This is a genomic window from Micromonospora sp. KC207 (assembly GCF_004348615.1).
Lineage (GTDB): Bacteria > Actinomycetota > Actinomycetes > Mycobacteriales > Micromonosporaceae > Micromonospora.
Genome location: NZ_SMKJ01000181.1, coordinates 1 through 14,498, shown reverse-complemented (window position 1 = coordinate 14,498; position 14,498 = coordinate 1). Strand labels below are relative to the sequence as shown.

14 protein-coding genes are annotated in these 14,498 nt (G+C 72.9%); 9 read left to right on the top strand and 5 right to left on the bottom strand.

Annotated elements, in window-relative coordinates:
* Positions 1-39: 39 nt before the first annotated feature.
* Entirely contained in the window at positions 40-1,956 is a 1,917-nt protein-coding gene (locus tag E1258_RS21310) for a CRTAC1 family protein (protein WP_243715603.1), read from the bottom strand.
* Positions 1,957-2,592: 636 nt separating this feature from the next.
* Between E1258_RS21310 and E1258_RS21305 the strand changes: the two genes are divergently transcribed.
* Positions 2,593-2,907 (top strand): hypothetical protein, encoded by a 315-nt coding sequence (locus tag E1258_RS21305; protein WP_165949860.1) that lies wholly within the window; start codon positions 2,593-2,595, stop codon positions 2,905-2,907.
* A 174-nt stretch (positions 2,908-3,081) separates the two neighbouring features.
* Positions 3,082-4,635, top strand: coding sequence for an NAD(P)-binding domain-containing protein (locus E1258_RS21300; RefSeq protein WP_132404125.1), 1,554 nt, complete (start codon positions 3,082-3,084; stop codon positions 4,633-4,635).
* A gap of 3 nt (positions 4,636-4,638) precedes the next feature.
* Here E1258_RS21300 and E1258_RS21295 read toward each other — a convergent pair whose 3' ends face one another.
* The 3 genes from E1258_RS21295 to E1258_RS21285 form a co-directional block, all read right to left on the bottom strand.
* Entirely contained in the window at positions 4,639-5,238 is a 600-nt protein-coding gene (locus tag E1258_RS21295) for a nitroreductase family protein (RefSeq protein ID WP_165949862.1), read from the bottom strand.
* A gap of 145 nt (positions 5,239-5,383) precedes the next feature.
* Complete coding sequence (locus E1258_RS21290; RefSeq protein ID WP_132404119.1) at positions 5,384-6,502, bottom strand: glutamate--cysteine ligase; 1,119 nt, start codon at positions 6,500-6,502, stop codon at positions 5,384-5,386.
* A 143-nt stretch (positions 6,503-6,645) separates the two neighbouring features.
* Positions 6,646-7,812: a M20/M25/M40 family metallo-hydrolase gene (locus E1258_RS21285; protein ID WP_132404116.1), complete on the bottom strand. Its 1,167-nt coding sequence runs from the start codon at positions 7,810-7,812 to the stop codon at positions 6,646-6,648.
* A gap of 237 nt (positions 7,813-8,049) precedes the next feature.
* Here E1258_RS21285 and E1258_RS21280 point away from each other — a divergent pair, with 237 nt between their 5' ends.
* On the top strand, positions 8,050-8,601 hold the full coding sequence (locus E1258_RS21280; RefSeq protein WP_132404113.1) for a carboxymuconolactone decarboxylase family protein: 552 nt from the start codon (positions 8,050-8,052) through the stop codon (positions 8,599-8,601).
* Positions 8,602-8,652: 51 nt separating this feature from the next.
* On the opposite strand, the gene E1258_RS21275 is transcribed toward E1258_RS21280, so the two are convergent.
* Positions 8,653-9,588: a hypothetical protein gene (locus tag E1258_RS21275; RefSeq protein WP_007071146.1), complete on the bottom strand. Its 936-nt coding sequence runs from the start codon at positions 9,586-9,588 to the stop codon at positions 8,653-8,655.
* Positions 9,589-9,743: 155 nt separating this feature from the next.
* On the opposite strand from E1258_RS21275, the gene E1258_RS21270 reads away from it, so the two are divergent.
* From E1258_RS21270 to E1258_RS21245, 6 genes are all read left to right on the top strand, one after another.
* A complete protein-coding gene (locus tag E1258_RS21270) occupies positions 9,744-10,589 on the top strand; it encodes a maleylpyruvate isomerase family mycothiol-dependent enzyme (RefSeq protein WP_132404110.1) in 846 nt (281 codons plus the stop codon).
* Between the two features lie 24 nt (positions 10,590-10,613).
* Positions 10,614-11,039 carry a hypothetical protein gene (locus E1258_RS34025; protein ID WP_207919654.1) on the top strand — a complete coding sequence of 142 codons (426 nt, stop codon included), beginning with the start codon at positions 10,614-10,616 and terminating at the stop codon, positions 11,037-11,039.
* A gap of 388 nt (positions 11,040-11,427) precedes the next feature.
* Complete coding sequence (locus E1258_RS21260) at positions 11,428-11,844, top strand: molybdopterin-binding protein (protein WP_132404107.1); 417 nt, start codon at positions 11,428-11,430, stop codon at positions 11,842-11,844.
* On the top strand, positions 11,841-12,632 hold the full coding sequence (gene modA, locus E1258_RS21255; protein WP_132404104.1) for a molybdate ABC transporter substrate-binding protein: 792 nt from the start codon (positions 11,841-11,843) through the stop codon (positions 12,630-12,632). The genes E1258_RS21260 and modA overlap by 4 nt, the downstream gene beginning before the upstream one ends.
* A gap of 6 nt (positions 12,633-12,638) precedes the next feature.
* Positions 12,639-13,460 (top strand): ABC transporter permease, encoded by an 822-nt coding sequence (locus tag E1258_RS21250; RefSeq protein WP_132404101.1) that lies wholly within the window; start codon positions 12,639-12,641, stop codon positions 13,458-13,460.
* Positions 13,457-14,498 (top strand): ABC transporter ATP-binding protein (locus E1258_RS21245; RefSeq protein ID WP_207919653.1); only part of this gene is annotated, 1,042 nt, incomplete at its 3' end. The genes E1258_RS21250 and E1258_RS21245, both read left to right, overlap by 4 nt.

Below are 14,498 nucleotides of genomic sequence, written 5' to 3'. Positions count from 1 at the left end.
CGGGCGCGGTGTCGATGCTGGGGGGCGGGGCGATCGTGGTCATCGGTTCGGAACCTCCTCGACGCGGTCGGTCAGCACGAGGGTGTGCGTGCCGGCGGTGAGCTGCTGGCTGGTGCTGTGCTGCTGGCCGCTCAGGTCGCGCCAGCGCATGTCGACGGTGACCGGGCCACTGCTGGCCCCCAGCCCGAAGTGGACCTCGAAGCTGCGCTTGCCGCCGTGGCCGCTGCCGCCGTCGAGCTGGGAGATCTGCTTGCGTCCGTCCGGCGTGGTGACCGTGACGGTGGCGCCGTACGCCGGGGTGCAGAGCATCTGGTCCGCCGGTGCGCCGACCGCCGGCCGGTACAGCCGCAGGTTCAGGTAGTTGCCCTTGCTCGGCGCCTCGTTGGCGTAGAACGCCGGCGGGCCCCACTGGCGGGCCACGGCGAGGTCCAGTGCTCCGATGCCCCGGGTGTCGGCCGTGGCGATGCCCCGGGTGGGGATCGGCACGTCCAGGCCGACCTGCTCGGTGATGTTGGCGAACTCGCCGCTGGCCGTGCGGGCGAAGAACGCCAGCGGCTGGCTGCCGGCGATGTCGTCGCCGGGCTGCATGTTCGGCCACATCGCCGGGTTGGACATCAGGTCGTCGTTCATCATGGCCATCTCCTGCAGCCACGGCCAGCGGTCGATCTTGCCCTTGACGAAGCCGAGGGTCTGCACGACCTCCAGGTCACCGCTGTTGAGGAAGTCGCCGAACTTCACGTCCCAGCCCCAGCCGCTCCAGGCCAGGCCGAGCGGGCGGGCCTCCTGGGTGAAGGGGGCGATGCCCTTGTCCAGCTTGGCGAGCATGTCGCGCTCGTCGCGGGCCCGGTTGACCCAGACGAAGTTGCTCTCCTCCAGGCCCCAGGCCGTGGTGATGTTGGAGACCATCATGTCGAAGCTGCCGTTGCGGTCCAGGTCGCCGAAGTCGATGCCCATGCCCTTGAACGAGCCGTTGCCGAGCACGAACGACTTGGGCGTGGTGGGGGTGCGCTCGCCGATGGCGACCTTGAACTCGATGCGCCCGGGCCTGGAAACGTTGTGCAGCAGGTGGTCGTGGCCGAAGTCGTTGGCGATGTAGACGTCGGGCAGGCCCCGGCCGGTGAGGTCGGCGGCGTTGATGCCCAGCGTCCAGCCGGTCGACGCGACGAACGGGATCGCGGCGCGCTGCGGCACGAAGGACACCGAGGGGTTGTCGCCCGAGGTCGCCGACTGCCAGCGCAGGACGTGGCTGCCACCGCCGTTGGTGGCGCTGGACAGCGTCTCGTTCATCTCGACGTTGTCCTGGCCCCTGGTGTTGAGCACGTCGGACTCGGGGAAGTAGTTGCCGATCACCACGTCCGGCCTGCCGTCGCCGTCGAGGTCGCTGACCAGCGAGGCGTTGGTGTGCCACTTGGGCCCGTGGTACAGGCCGTCGGGCGAGCTCTGCGGCAGCAGTTCCTGGCGCTGGTAGGTGGCGTTGGACACCGTGGTCGCGCTGGCCTTGTGCAGGAACAGGATCGGCACCCGGCCCCAGTAGGTGACCATGAGGTCCATCCGGCCGTCGAGGTTGTAGTCGCCCGGCACGCAGCCCATCGGCGCCATGGTGTCGTCGACCGGCAGCGGCGCCGGGTCGAGGATGAACGGCGCGAACTGGTCCTCCTTCGGCGCGGTGGGCGCGTAGGTCACGACCACCTTGTCGGTGCGCACGTCCACGAAGCACAGGCTGTTGGCGCGGCCGTGGCCGGTGAGGTCGTTGACGGCGATGCTCGCCCCGACCGACGAGATCCAGGCGCGGATCTTGTGATACGAGCGGTTGACGTCGCGAATCGTTTTCTTGGGAAGCTGGTCGTAGCCGTTCGGGTAGGCGATCGGCTGCTCGGCGAAGCGGTATCGTGTGGCGGCCTCGTCGGCGCCGGCGACGGACACGCGGGTGTCGATGATGAAAAAGAGCGAGGCCACGAGTAGAATCGCGACTATTCCGGGACTGAGCGAGCGTGCGCGTTGACCCAGCACGGTACGGTCTCCTTACAACAGAGCCATCGGCTTCTGCCAAAGCCGATGGCGTGAACAGGGCAGACGGCATCACCGCGGCGGTTTTCCACGGGCGGTCCCGGGTGCTGCGCGGCAAGGGTTGGGGGAGTGTCGCCTGACGTCAGGGGCTTCGTCGACGCGGCGGGCCGACCGGAGGAGGGCGTTTCCCGGCCATTTTCCGGCGGCGGTGCAATTTGCTTTTTGGGCGTGTCTGTTTGCCTCCTGGGGCGGGCGGGAAAGTGGATGCTCGGCGACCGGATCGGGCCAGGTTCATCGTGCGACGGTGGCACCTGGGCGCGCTTCTTTCACATTGCTCCCGACATTTTCGCAGCATGACGGCGGTTTGGCTCGCGTATAGCGGACGATTTGACGCGTCGGATCCCTATTGGCCGATCTCGTCGCGTTGACCCGCTGTGTCCACCCCGTCGGCGCAAGACGGCAATATGGCGACTAACTGCCGGGGGCGCGATGACTAGCGTGGGTGTCGGCGCTGCCCGAGGCGCCGCCCGGGCATCGTCCGCAGGGATCGCCCCGCCCGGGATCCCGGGAAGAAAGGAAGCCGCCGTGTCTGTCGAGGGATTCTGGAAGGTGGCCGTCGCCACCCCGTTCGGCGTCCGCCGCACCGAACTGGAGCTGTTCAGCAAGGACGGTGTCCTGCAGGGGATCTCCCGCGGCGAGAAGGAGACGCTCACCCTGAACGATCTGCAGCTGGAGGGCAACCGACTGTCCTGGTACCAGTCGATCAAGAAGCCGATGCGGATGGACCTGGTGTTCGACGTGACGATCGACGGCGACGAGATGACCGGCACCGCCAAGGGCGGCCCGATGCCGGCGGCGAAGGTCAGCGGTCACCGCGAGCCGGCCGCCCAGCCCGCCTGAGTCAGCCGTCCGCGTACCCGGCCGCCCTCGCCGCTCGGCGGGGGCGGCCGGCCGCCGGCGGGACCGGAACCGGTGCCGCGCCTCGGTCCTTCGGTCGCACCATCCTACCCGGATATGTATTGACTTAAGTGCATTTATCCACAATGGTCTTGGGTACTCGACGCGGGAGCATCCATGACCGACTTGCCAGAGGGCATCGAGCACCACCGTTACCTGATCATCGGCGCCGGTCCGGCCGGCCTTCAGCTCAGCTACTACCTCCAGCAGGCCGGCAGCGACTACCTGACGCTGGAACGCGCGGCCGAACCCGGCGGGTTCTTCCGCCGGTTCCCCCGCCACCGCAGGCTGATCTCCCTGAACAAGGTGCACACGACGAGCACCGACCCGGAGATCCGGCTGCGCTGGGACTGGAACTCGCTGCTGCACACCCCGGCCGAGCTGCCGTTCTCCGACTACAGCCGCGAGTACTTCCCCTCCGCCGACGACATGGTCCGCTACCTCGGGGACTTCGCCCGCCACCACGGGCTCGCCGTCCGCTACGACACGGCCGTCGAACTGGTCGCCAAGACCGAAGACGGCTTTCTCGTGCGCGCCGGCGGGCGAGAGCTGCATGCCGACTGCGTGGTGGTGGCCGCCGGCTGGGGCCGGCCGAACGTCCCCGACGTGCGCGGCATCGAGCACGCGATCGGCTACGAGGACATGAGCACCGACCCGGCCGACTACGCCGGCCAGCGGGTGCTGATCCTCGGCAAGGGCAACTCCGCGTTCGAGACGGCCTCGGCGATCCTCGGGCACGCCGCCATGGTGCACCTGGCCAGCCCGCGTCCCCTGCGGCTGGCCTGGAACACCAAGCACCCCGGCGACGTGCGCGGCCACCACGGCGCGGTCCTGGACAGCTACCAGTTCAAGACCCTGCACTCGGTGCTCGACTGCGTCATCGACGAGATCCGCCCGGTGGGGGACCGGTACGAGGTGAGCCTGACCTACACCCACGCCGACGGCGAGACGGCCGTGATGGAGTACGAGACGGTGCTGCGCTGTACCGGCTTCGCCATGGACACCTCGGTCTTCGCCGAGAACTGCCGCCCCGGCATGGTGCCCAGCGGGCGGCTGCCCGCCACCCGGCCGGACTGGCAGTCGGTAAACGTCGACGGGCTCTACTTCGCCGGCACGCTCGCCCAGGATCGCGACTTCAAGAAGGCGTCGTCGGCCTTCATCGACGGGTTCCGCTACAACCTGCGCACGCTCACCGCCCTGCTGCGCGAGCGGTACGAGGGCGCGCCGCTGGCGTACGAGAAGGTGGAGGCGGACGCCGAGGCGCTCACCGAGGCGGTGCTGGACCGGGTGAACTGGAGCTCGGCGCTGTGGACGCAGTTCGAGTTCCTCTGCGACGCGCTCGTCGTCGACGCGGGCGCCGGGGTGGTGCGCCACTACCACGACCTGCCCGAGGACCACGCGGTCGCGCGGTTCGGCGGCGAGAGCCACTACTACACGTTCTCGCTGCGCTGGGGCCGCGACGCGTACAGCGACGTGTTCGCCATCGAGCGGCACCCGCAGCCCGACCGGGCGGCCGAGAGCGCCTTCATCCACCCGGTGGTGCGCCGCTACCGGGGCGGGGAACTGGTCGAGGAGCTGCACCTGCTGGAGGACCTGCTGGCGGAGTGGCGCCGGCAGGACCGGCACGTGCAGCCCCTGCGCGACTTCTTCACCGCGGACCTGGGGCGGTGAGGTCTACCGGCGGACCATGACCTCCGAGAGCGCCTTGCGGGTCAACTGCGGGACGGTGACCCCCTCGGCCGGGTAGCCGACCGGCATCACCAGGCAGGCGCGCTCCTCGGCCGGGCGCTCGCAGATCTCGTTGAGGAACCGCATCGGGCTCGGCGTGTGGGTGAGCGTGGCCAGCCCGGACAGGTGCAGGGCGGTGATCAGGACGCCGACGGCGATGCCGACCGACTCCTTGACGTAGTAGGGCTTCGGGGTGTGCGGTCCCTGGTGCACCTCGAAGACCACGATGACCACGGGGGCGGTCTCCAGGAACGGCTTCCGCCAGTCGGTGCCCATCGGGGCCACCGCCTCCAGCCACTGGGTGGAGGCACGGCGGGTGTAGAACTCGATCTCCTCGGCCTCGGCGGCCTCGCGCAGCCGCCGCTTTCGCTCGGCGTCGGTGACCACCACGAAGCGCCAGGGTTGCAGGTTGGCGCCGCTGGGGGCGGTCGCGGCAGCCCGAACGGCCTCCTCGACGACCTCCAGCGGCACCGGCTCGGCCGAGAAGTGCCGCACCGACCGGCGGGCCGCCATCCGGTCGGCGAAGTCCCGGGCGGTGCGGTTCATCAGCGTGGGATCCAGCCGTCGCAGGTGGAACGGGGTGGTCGCGATCTGGTTCACGGGAGCCTCCATCGGCAGGTCGGGGCCTTTCCAGCATCGCCCACGCCACCCACCGCCGGTTGTGCGCGATTGCCCAGATCGCCGGCCGGCATCAGCCCGCCGTCCGCTCCGCCAGGTGGTCGACGACGTCGGTGAGCGTCCCGCCCCGGCGGACGATTGCCCGCTGGTGCCGCGCCCCGGTGCCGTCGGTGCCGAGCCGCTCCAGCCACTGCGCGACGGGGTCGTAATCGCCGTGGGCGCGCAGCGCCGGCTCCACCGTGTCCAGCAGGTGACGGGTCAACTCCGCCGCGGGCCGTAACCGGCCCGTGCGCGGGTCCAGGCCCTCGCCGTCCAGGCCGTCGCGGGCCGCCCGCCAGTAGCCCACCCGCAGCAGCTCCCCGGCGACGTGCGGGGCGGGTTCGCCGGCGTCCATCACCGCCGACAGGTGCACCACGAGGGCCCGCACCAGCGCCGCGTACCGCGCCGAGTCCTCGGCGGTGACGGCGGAGTCGGCGACCCGGACCTCCAGGGTCGGGTGTCGCTCCGAGGGGCGTACGTCCCAGAAGATGGTGGCCCGGTCGACGAGGGCGCCCGCGTCCAGCAGCCGCCGCACCACCTCGTCGTAGTGTTGCGCCGAGTCGAACACCGGCGGCGGCCCGGCCACGGGCCACCGGCCCCAGACGGTGGTGCGCCAGCTCGCGTACCCGGAGTCGCGGTCGTCCCAGTACGGCGAGTTCGCGGTGAGGGTCAGCAGCAGCGGCAGGTACGGCCGCAGGTGGTTGCCGACCAGCACCGCCCGCTGCCGGTCCGGCATCTCCACGTGCACGTGCAGCGCGCACAGCGCCAGCTCGTCGTGCAGCCCCCGGTACGTCTCGGTGCCCCTGCTCTGGCGCGGGCCGACGGTCATCGGCGGCGGCACCGCCCCGGCGACGGGGGCCGTGCCGGTGGCCACCACCCGCAGCCCCGCCGCCCGTGCGCAGTCCGCGACGACCTTGCGGGCCTCACCGAGCTGGTCGGCCAGCTCGCCGAGCGTGCCGCAGGCGTCGGTCCGGGTCTCCAGTTGCAGGGTGGTGATCTCCCCGGACACCCGTTCCCCGAGCGACACGGACGCCGCCGCGACGACCTCGGCGGCCCGGGGCGCCGGGGCCCGGGTGACGGCGTCGACGACGAGGAACTCCTCCTCCACCCCGAAGCGGGGCGGCGAGGTGGGCGGGCGCGTGGTGGGGGTCATGGGGATCTCGTCCTCCCGCTCGCTGCGCCGGCGGCCACGCCAGGTGGCATCGCCGGCGGATGGGCAGCGGCGCGGGGCCGGGCGCGCCGACTCGGCACACCATTATGGACGGTGCGCCGGCCCGTGGGGAGGAGCGACGCGCGTCACAGGCGCACGGGGACGCCCCGACCCGCGCCGACCGGGCCCCGCCGCTGCCGGGCGAGCACGCCCGCGATGGTCGCGGCGAGCAGGGCGGCGCGGTCGGGAAGCTGGCTGACGTCCACCCACTCGGTGCGGGCGTGCGATCCGCCGCCCACTCCGCCCAGGCCGTCGAGGGTGGCCACGCCCAGCGAGCCGGTGAAGTTCGCGTCGGACGCGCCAGCGGCGTGCGCGGCCTCCACCGGCGGCAGGCCCAGCTCGCGGCCGGCCCGCCGGGCGATCTCCAGCAGTGGTGTCGCCACCGCCTCCTGGAGCGGGTACCGGTTGATCCCGCCGCCCACCACCAGCGAGGCCTCGGCCAACTGGGGGGTCAGCGCGCGGATCAGGCCGTCCACCCGGTCGAGCTCCTCGCGCGTCCAGGCGCGCACGTCGACGCAGAACGTCGCCGACTCGGGCACCTGGTTGCTGATGCTGCCCGCGCTGAGCACCGTCGGCGTGACACTGGTGCCCTCGGCGGCGAACGCCCGTACGGCGAGCACCTGGTGGGCCAGCTCGACCGCCGCGTTCACCCCCCGGTGCGGCTCCACGCCCGCGTGCGCGGCCCGGCCGCGTACGGTGATCTCGTATCTCGAACCGCCCTTGCGGGCGACCTTGAGCGCGCCCGTCTCCGTGGCCGGCTCGGCCACCAGCACCGCCCGCGACCGCCGGGCCTGTTGCTCGATCAGTGGTCGGGACGTCGGTGACCCGCTCTCCTCGTCGCAGGTCAGCAGCACCCCCACCCGGGAGGTGTCGGGCAGCAGCGACAGGGCGGTGACCAACTGCACGATGCCGGACTTCATGTCGCACACCCCCGGCCCGGTGGCGATGTGGTCGGCCAGCGCGAAGGGCCAGTCCCGCGTGGTGCCCTCCGGCCACACCGTGTCGTAGTGTCCGAGCAGCAGCACCCGCTGGTCCTCGGCCTGCCAGAGCAGGTGCGGCAGCCCGTCGCGGGTCATTCGCACGGCGGGCCGGCCCAGCACCGGGCTGATCCAGCTCTCCAACAGGTCGGCGCAGGCGTGCAGGCGCCGCACCGCGCCGGGTGGGGATTCGGCGTGCACAAGCTGGCGAAGTCGGTCCACCATGGCCCCGGACTGTGCCTGGGCCTCCTGCCGTATGTGCGTCGTGTCGACCATGGAGCAGATCGTGGCAGCGGTTCGTACGCAGCGGCAATACGCATGCGTGCCCTGCTCGTCGCCCTTCGTGTCGACCCAGGTGTCGGCGCCGCGCACGGCATTTTCGAAGAATTCGTGGCCCGCGGCTTCGGCCGGCAGTGGGCACGGTGAAAGAAGCGGGTGGGCCGCCGGGACGGCACCATGCGCAGCAGGACCGCGTTGCCGCCGGCCGCGGCCTGTCACGCCGAGGAGAGACACGTGGCACACATCGATCTGGGCCTGGACGAGACGCAGCACCCGGGGATCAGCGGGCTCATGCGCTACCGGCCGGAGACCGCCGTGGCGCTCAACGCCCTGGCCGAGGCGCTGCTGCACGCTCCGCACCCGACCCTCACCGCCGGTGAGCGGGAGCTGATCGCGGCGTACGTCTCGGGGCTCAACGACTGCACGTTCTGCTGCTCCTCGCACTCGGCGTTCGCCGCCGCCCAACTCGACGGCGGCATGCCGCTGGTGGGGCAGGTCCGTGCGGACCTGGACACGGCCGAGATCTCCGCGAAGCTGCGCGGCCTGCTGCGGATCGCCGCTGCGGTCCAGTCCGGCGGTCGCAACGTCAGCGGCGAACTGGTCGACGCGGCGCGCGTCGAGGGCGCGACCGACCTGGAGATCCACGACACGGTGCTGATCGCCGCCGCGTTCTGCATGTTCAACCGCTACGTCGACGGGCTCGGTACCGCGCTGCCGGAGGACCCGGTCGCCTACACCGAAACCGCGCAGCGGATCAAGGTCGACGGGTACGTCGGCTCGGCCTGACCGGCCCCGATACGGCGGGCGCGGCGCTGCGCCCGCCTGCACGACCGTCGACTACCCGTTGTACGGCATGGTGGGGAACCAGCCGTAGCCGAACATGGCGGGCAGCCGCACGTCCCAGTAGACGACCATGAACACACCCAACGCGATCAGCAGCGCACCGGTCACCGCGGCGGTGCGGGCCGGGCTGGCGGCGAGCCACTGGACGAACCGGCCCCGGGTGGCCACGATGACCAGGGCGAACAGCGCCGCGACGATGGCGATGTTGCCCAGCGACTGGAGCACGAACGCGCCCGCGCCGTACAGCGGGTTGCCGGTGTCCACCGCCCAGTGGAACAGCTTGTTGAACAGCGGGTACGGCCGGCCGATGAGGAACCCGCCGACCAGCGCGCCGAGCACCACCACCCGGGCGACCGGGCGGTGCGCGAACGGGTCGGGCAGCGCGCCGAGCGCGGCCAGCCCGAGGTAGACGAAGGCGAGCCCGATCACGCCGAAGACGACCATCGACTGGACCAGGCGCATCGGCAGCCCGTCGACGGTGCCGGTGGACAGCTGCGGCAGCCGGTCGCCGAGCAGCACGCCGACGAAGCCGTACGCCGCGGCGACGGCCACCATCCCCACGGTGAGCCAGCCGACCGGCCGTAGCAGGACGCGCAGCCCGGCCCGGGTCGCACCGGTGCCGCCGGCCTGGCTCATCGGGCCGACCGCGGCGGCCATCGCGATGTTGCACGCCGTGAACGTGCCGGCCAGGCCGGAGACGAACGCGAACACCAGGCCCGCGACGGTGCCACCGATGGCGGTGGTCTTCGCGTCGTGGCCCAGCAGGGTGTTGGCGACGTTGTCGCCGATCACGTGGTCGACGAACTCGTACGACCACAGCACCGCAAGCAGGACTCCCGCCGCGACGCCGCCCAGGACGATCCGCCCGCGCGTGCGCGGGTGGGTGTGCGCGGTGACGTGGACCGCGCCTCCAGTTTCGGTGGCTGTCATGGCTGGATTGTGGGGACGGGTCGCCCGGTTGACTTCTTCCGTGTTGCCCGATCCGAGCCCTGCTCGACGGCGGGGCCCGTAAAGCGGTGGGGCGCGTCCGACAGGACGGCAACCTCGAACAAGTGATCGCCGCCTGGGTCCTCCATCGTGGACACATGTCGGTCACTCCGCACCAGTGGCGTCGCGTCCGCACCTCCGTGCCCGTCGTCCTCGGGCGCCTGCTCGACCTCGTCTCCGACGCCCCGCCCGATCGCCCCGCCACCGCGCACTGGACGGTGGCGGACACCATGGCGCACCTTTGCGGCGTCGCCGCGATGGGCCTGGCTCTGGTCCGGGGCGCCCCACCGGACCTGCCGGTGCCCGGCCTGCTCGACCTGCGCCGGCGCACCACGGTCGACACGATCTCGGTGATGAACGCCGAGGTGCTGCGGCACTTCACCGAGCGACGGCTGCCGGTGCTGGCCGACCGGTTGCGCGCCGACGTCGAGGAGGTGCTGCGGGCAGCGGGGGAGGCCGGGCCCGAGCACGAGGTGTCCTGGCTGGGCGGGGCCCGGCTGCCGGTCACCGGGCTGCTGGCCCACCTGCTCAACGAGCTGAACATCCACTCCTGGGACATCGCCCGGGCGATCGGCCGGCGCTGGGTCATCGACCCCGCCGACGCCGCGCTCTTCGTCGACCTGTTCATGGTCGGCATGACCCGCCGGGGCTACGGCCGGCTGCTGGACCGGGACGGCCCGGCGCATCCGGGAGTGATCTCGGTCAACTTCCGGCACCGCTTCGGCCCCGAGGTGACCATGATCCTGGTCGACGGGCGGGTGACGGTGGGCACGCCGCAGGCACGCCCGGACGTACGGATCTCGTTCGACCCGGCCACGTTCACGCTGATGCTTTTCGGTCGGGTGCACCGGGTACGCGCGGTGCTCGCCCGCAAGGTGTCGGTCGGCGGGCGGCGGCCCTGGCTGCTGCCCGTCTTCCTGCGTACCATGCGCCTGCCGTCCTGACCTGGGCCGTCGTCCCTGCTGGCAATGGAAACGGCACGGGGCGCAACCCGGAAGAAGTGCCTGTGCGTCGATCGGTGCGGCCGTGGGACGGCCGAAGTACGCGGTGCCGAGCTGGAACACCAGCTCGCCGCCGCGCCGGTGGTACGGGGACAGGCCGCCCTCGCCGGTGTTGTGCAGGCAGCCGGCCAGGGCGGCCCCCGGTTGAGCGCCGCCACGGCGTTGCCCGACAGCGAGCCGAGACTCATCCCGGAGATGTTGACCACCGACTCCGGCCGGAACACCCGCGCCCGCCCCCGGGCCGCCCCGAGCACCTTCGCGCACGGCAGCCGCACGTCGTGCCCGGCCGTCGCCGCCGCCGACGGCGGCACCGCCCGGCCGAACGTGCGGTGCTTGATGATCGGATACCCGGCGGTGTGCTCGATGTCGTTGTCCGTGCCGAACCCGAAGTAGTTGTTCTCCTGCTTCGCCGACGCGTACACCCAGCGCCGTTGGTCCCGGGTGAACGGCCGCTCCTCGTTGTTGCCGGCCACGATGTACTGCCGCAGCTCCGGGCCGAGCGACTCCAGCAGGTACCGGGCCCGCCCGAGCACCGGGAAGTTGCGCAGCAGGGCGTGGTCGCGTTGCAGGACGTCGCGGGCGGCCAAAGCGGCGACGGCGGCGGGTACGGCTCGACGGGCCCATCCCATGCCGCCAGTCTCCCCGCAGTCGCCGGCTGGCGCACGGTTGCCGCCTGCTCCGCGCCCTGCCGCACCTGCGGGCCCCTGACGCAATGAAAGTATGCGGATGCGAGGACAAGAACAGTCATTGGCTCGCAGAAGCGGCACGGTAGAGTGCCTTCGTGGCGATGTTCCGGATCGGCGAGGCGGCCGAGCTGCTCGGCGTCAGCACCGACACGGTGCGGCGCTGGGTCGACGCCGGCCGCCTCGCCGCCACCCGCGACGCGCACGGTCACCGGGTCGTCGACGGCGTCGACCTGGCCGCGTTCGTCCGCGCCGTGGCTGCCGCGCCCGAGGGGCACGCCGAGCTGACCTCGGCGCGCAACCGGCTGCGCGGCATCGTCACCGCCGTGGTCAAGGACGCCGTCATGGCACAGGTCGACATCCAGGCCGGGCCGTTCCGGATCGTGTCGCTGATGAGCCGCGAGGCGGTCGACGACCTGGGCCTGCGGGTCGGCTCGATCGCCGTCGCGGTGATCAAGTCGACGACGGTCGTGGTGGAGCGGCCGTCCCCTCTGAAAGGCGGGACCGGCACGTGACCGGATCAGTGGCTCGTTGCGCCCTGGCCGGGGCCCTTGCCCTGGCCCTCGCCGCCTGCGCCGGCGGGGCCGACCAGCCGGCGCCGGGGGAGGGCGGCGACGGGGTGCGCGGCCCGATCACCGTCTTCGCCGCAGCGTCACTGACGGAGGCGTTCACCCGGCTCGGCGACGAGTTCGAGGCCGCCCACCCCGGCACCACGGTCACCTTCAGCTTCGCGGGCAGCTCCGCCCTGGCCACCCAGGTCAACCAGGGCGCGCCCGCCGCCGCGTTCGCCGCCGCGTCCCCGGCCACCATGCGCACGGTCACCGACGCCGGCAACGCCGCCGACGCCCCGGTGACCTTCGCCCGCAACCAGCTGGTCATCGCCGTGCCGAAGGGCAACCCGAGGGGCGTCGCCGGGCTGGCCGACCTGACCCGGCCCGGCGCGAAGGTGGCGCTCTGCGCCGAGCAGGTGCCCTGCGGCGCGGCGGCCCGCACCGCGCTGGACGCCGCCGGCGTGCCGCTCACCCCGGTCACCCTCGAACCCGACGTCAAGGGCGCGCTGGCCAAGGTGCGTCTCGGCGAGGTCGACGCCGCGCTGGTCTACCGCACCGACGTCACCGCCGCCGCGGCCGAGGTCGACGCCGTGGAGTTCCCCGAGTCGGCCGGGGCCGTCAACGAATACCCGATCGTCGTGCTGCGGCGGGCCGCCAACCCGGCCGCCGCGCGGGCCTTCGTCGGGTACGTGCTGTCCGACCGGGGCCGCGCCGCGCTGGCCGCCGCCGGGTTCCAGCCACCCCGGGCCTGACCTGCGGTGGTACGCCCGATCGCGCCACCGCCGCGCCGCCGCGTCCCCGGCCGGCGGGTGCCCGTCGCCCTGTTGGTCCCCGCCGGCCTGGGGCTTGCCTTCCTCGTGTTGCCCCTGGTCGGGCTGCTCGCCCGCGCCCCGTGGGCCAGCCTGCCGCAGCGGCTGGCCGCGCCGGGGGTGCTCACCGCGCTGCGGCTGTCCCTGCTGACCGCCACCGTCGCGACGCTGCTCTGCGTCGCCCTCGGCGTACCCCTGGCGTGGCTGCTGGCGCGGGTGGAGTTCCCCGGCCGGCGGCTGGTCCGGGCGCTGGTCACCGTGCCGCTGGTGCTGCCGCCGGTGGTCGGTGGCGTGGCCCTGTTGCTGGTCTTCGGCCGCCGGGGCATGCTCGGTGGCTGGCTCGACGCGGCCTTCGGCGTCACCCTGCCGTTCACCACCGCCGGGGTGGTCCTGGCCGAGGCGTTCGTGGCCATGCCGTTCCTGGTCATCGCCGTGGAGGGCGCCCTGCGCGCCGCCGACACCCGGTACGAGGAGGCCGCGGCCACCCTGGGCGCGGGCCGGTGGACGACGTTCACCCACGTCACCCTGCCGCTGGTCGCCCCGGGCGTCGCGGCCGGCGCGGTGCTGTGCTGGGCCCGCGCCCTCGGCGAGTTCGGCGCGACCATCACCTTCGCCGGGAACTTCCCGGGCCGTACCCAGACCATGCCGCTGGCCGTCTACCTCGCCCTGGAGACCGACCTGGAGGCCGCGATCGTGCTCAGCCTGGTTTTGCTCGCCGTCTCCGTGGCGATCCTCGCCGGGCTCCGCGACCGCTGGGTCACCGCCCCGTGACCGCCACCGGGCCGCGCCCGCCTGGCGCGGGAACGCCGCTGCTGGACGCCCACCTCGTCGCCGACCGGGGCGCGTTCCACCTCGACGTGGCCCTGCGGGTGCGGCCGGGGGAGGTGGTCGCGCTGCTCGGCCCCAACGGCGCGGGCAAGACCACCGCGCTGCGCGCCCTGGCGGGCCTGCACCCGCTGACGGCCGGGCACCTGACCCTCGACGGGATCGAGCTCGACCGCCCCGACCGGCGGGTGTGGGTCCCGCCGGAACGCCGTCCCGTCGGCATGGTCTTCCAGGACTACCTGCTATTTCCGCACCTGAGCGCCCGCGACAACGTCGCCTTCGGGCCCCGCCGGCGCGGCGCGGACCGGCGCGCGGCCCGTGCCCGCGCCGACGCCTGGCTGGACCGGGTCGGCCTCGCCGACTACGCCCGGCGCAGGCCCCGGCAGCTCTCCGGCGGTCAGGCCCAGCGGGTGGCGCTGGCCCGCGCGCTCGCCGTGGACCCCGTCCTGCTGCTGCTCGACGAGCCGCTCGCCGCCCTCGACGCCCGTACCCGCCTGGACACCCGCGCGGAGCTGCACCGCCACCTCGGCGCGCATTCCGGCGCGACCGTGCTGGTCACCCACGACCCGCTCGACGCGCTGGTGCTCGCCGACCGGCTGGCCATCGTGGAGGGTGGCCGGGTGGTCCAGGAGGGGGACGCGGCCACCGTCACCGCCCGCCCCCGCACCGACTACGTCGCCCGTCTGGTCGGGCTGAACCTGCACCGGGGCCATGCCGACGGCCGGCGCGTACGGGTCGGGGGGCTGACCCTCACCGTCGCCGACAGTGTCGTCGGCGAGGCGTTCGTCGCGTTCCCGCCCGCCGCCGTCGCCCTGCACCCGGCGCGGCCCGACGGCAGCCCACGCAACACCTGGCCCGCCACCGTGTCGGGGGTACGGCGGCACGGGGACCACCTGCGGGTCGAGCTCGGCGGGCCGCTTCCGGTGGCCGCCGACGTCACCCCGGCCGCCGCCGCTTCGCTGCGCCTGCACCCGGGGCAGGGGG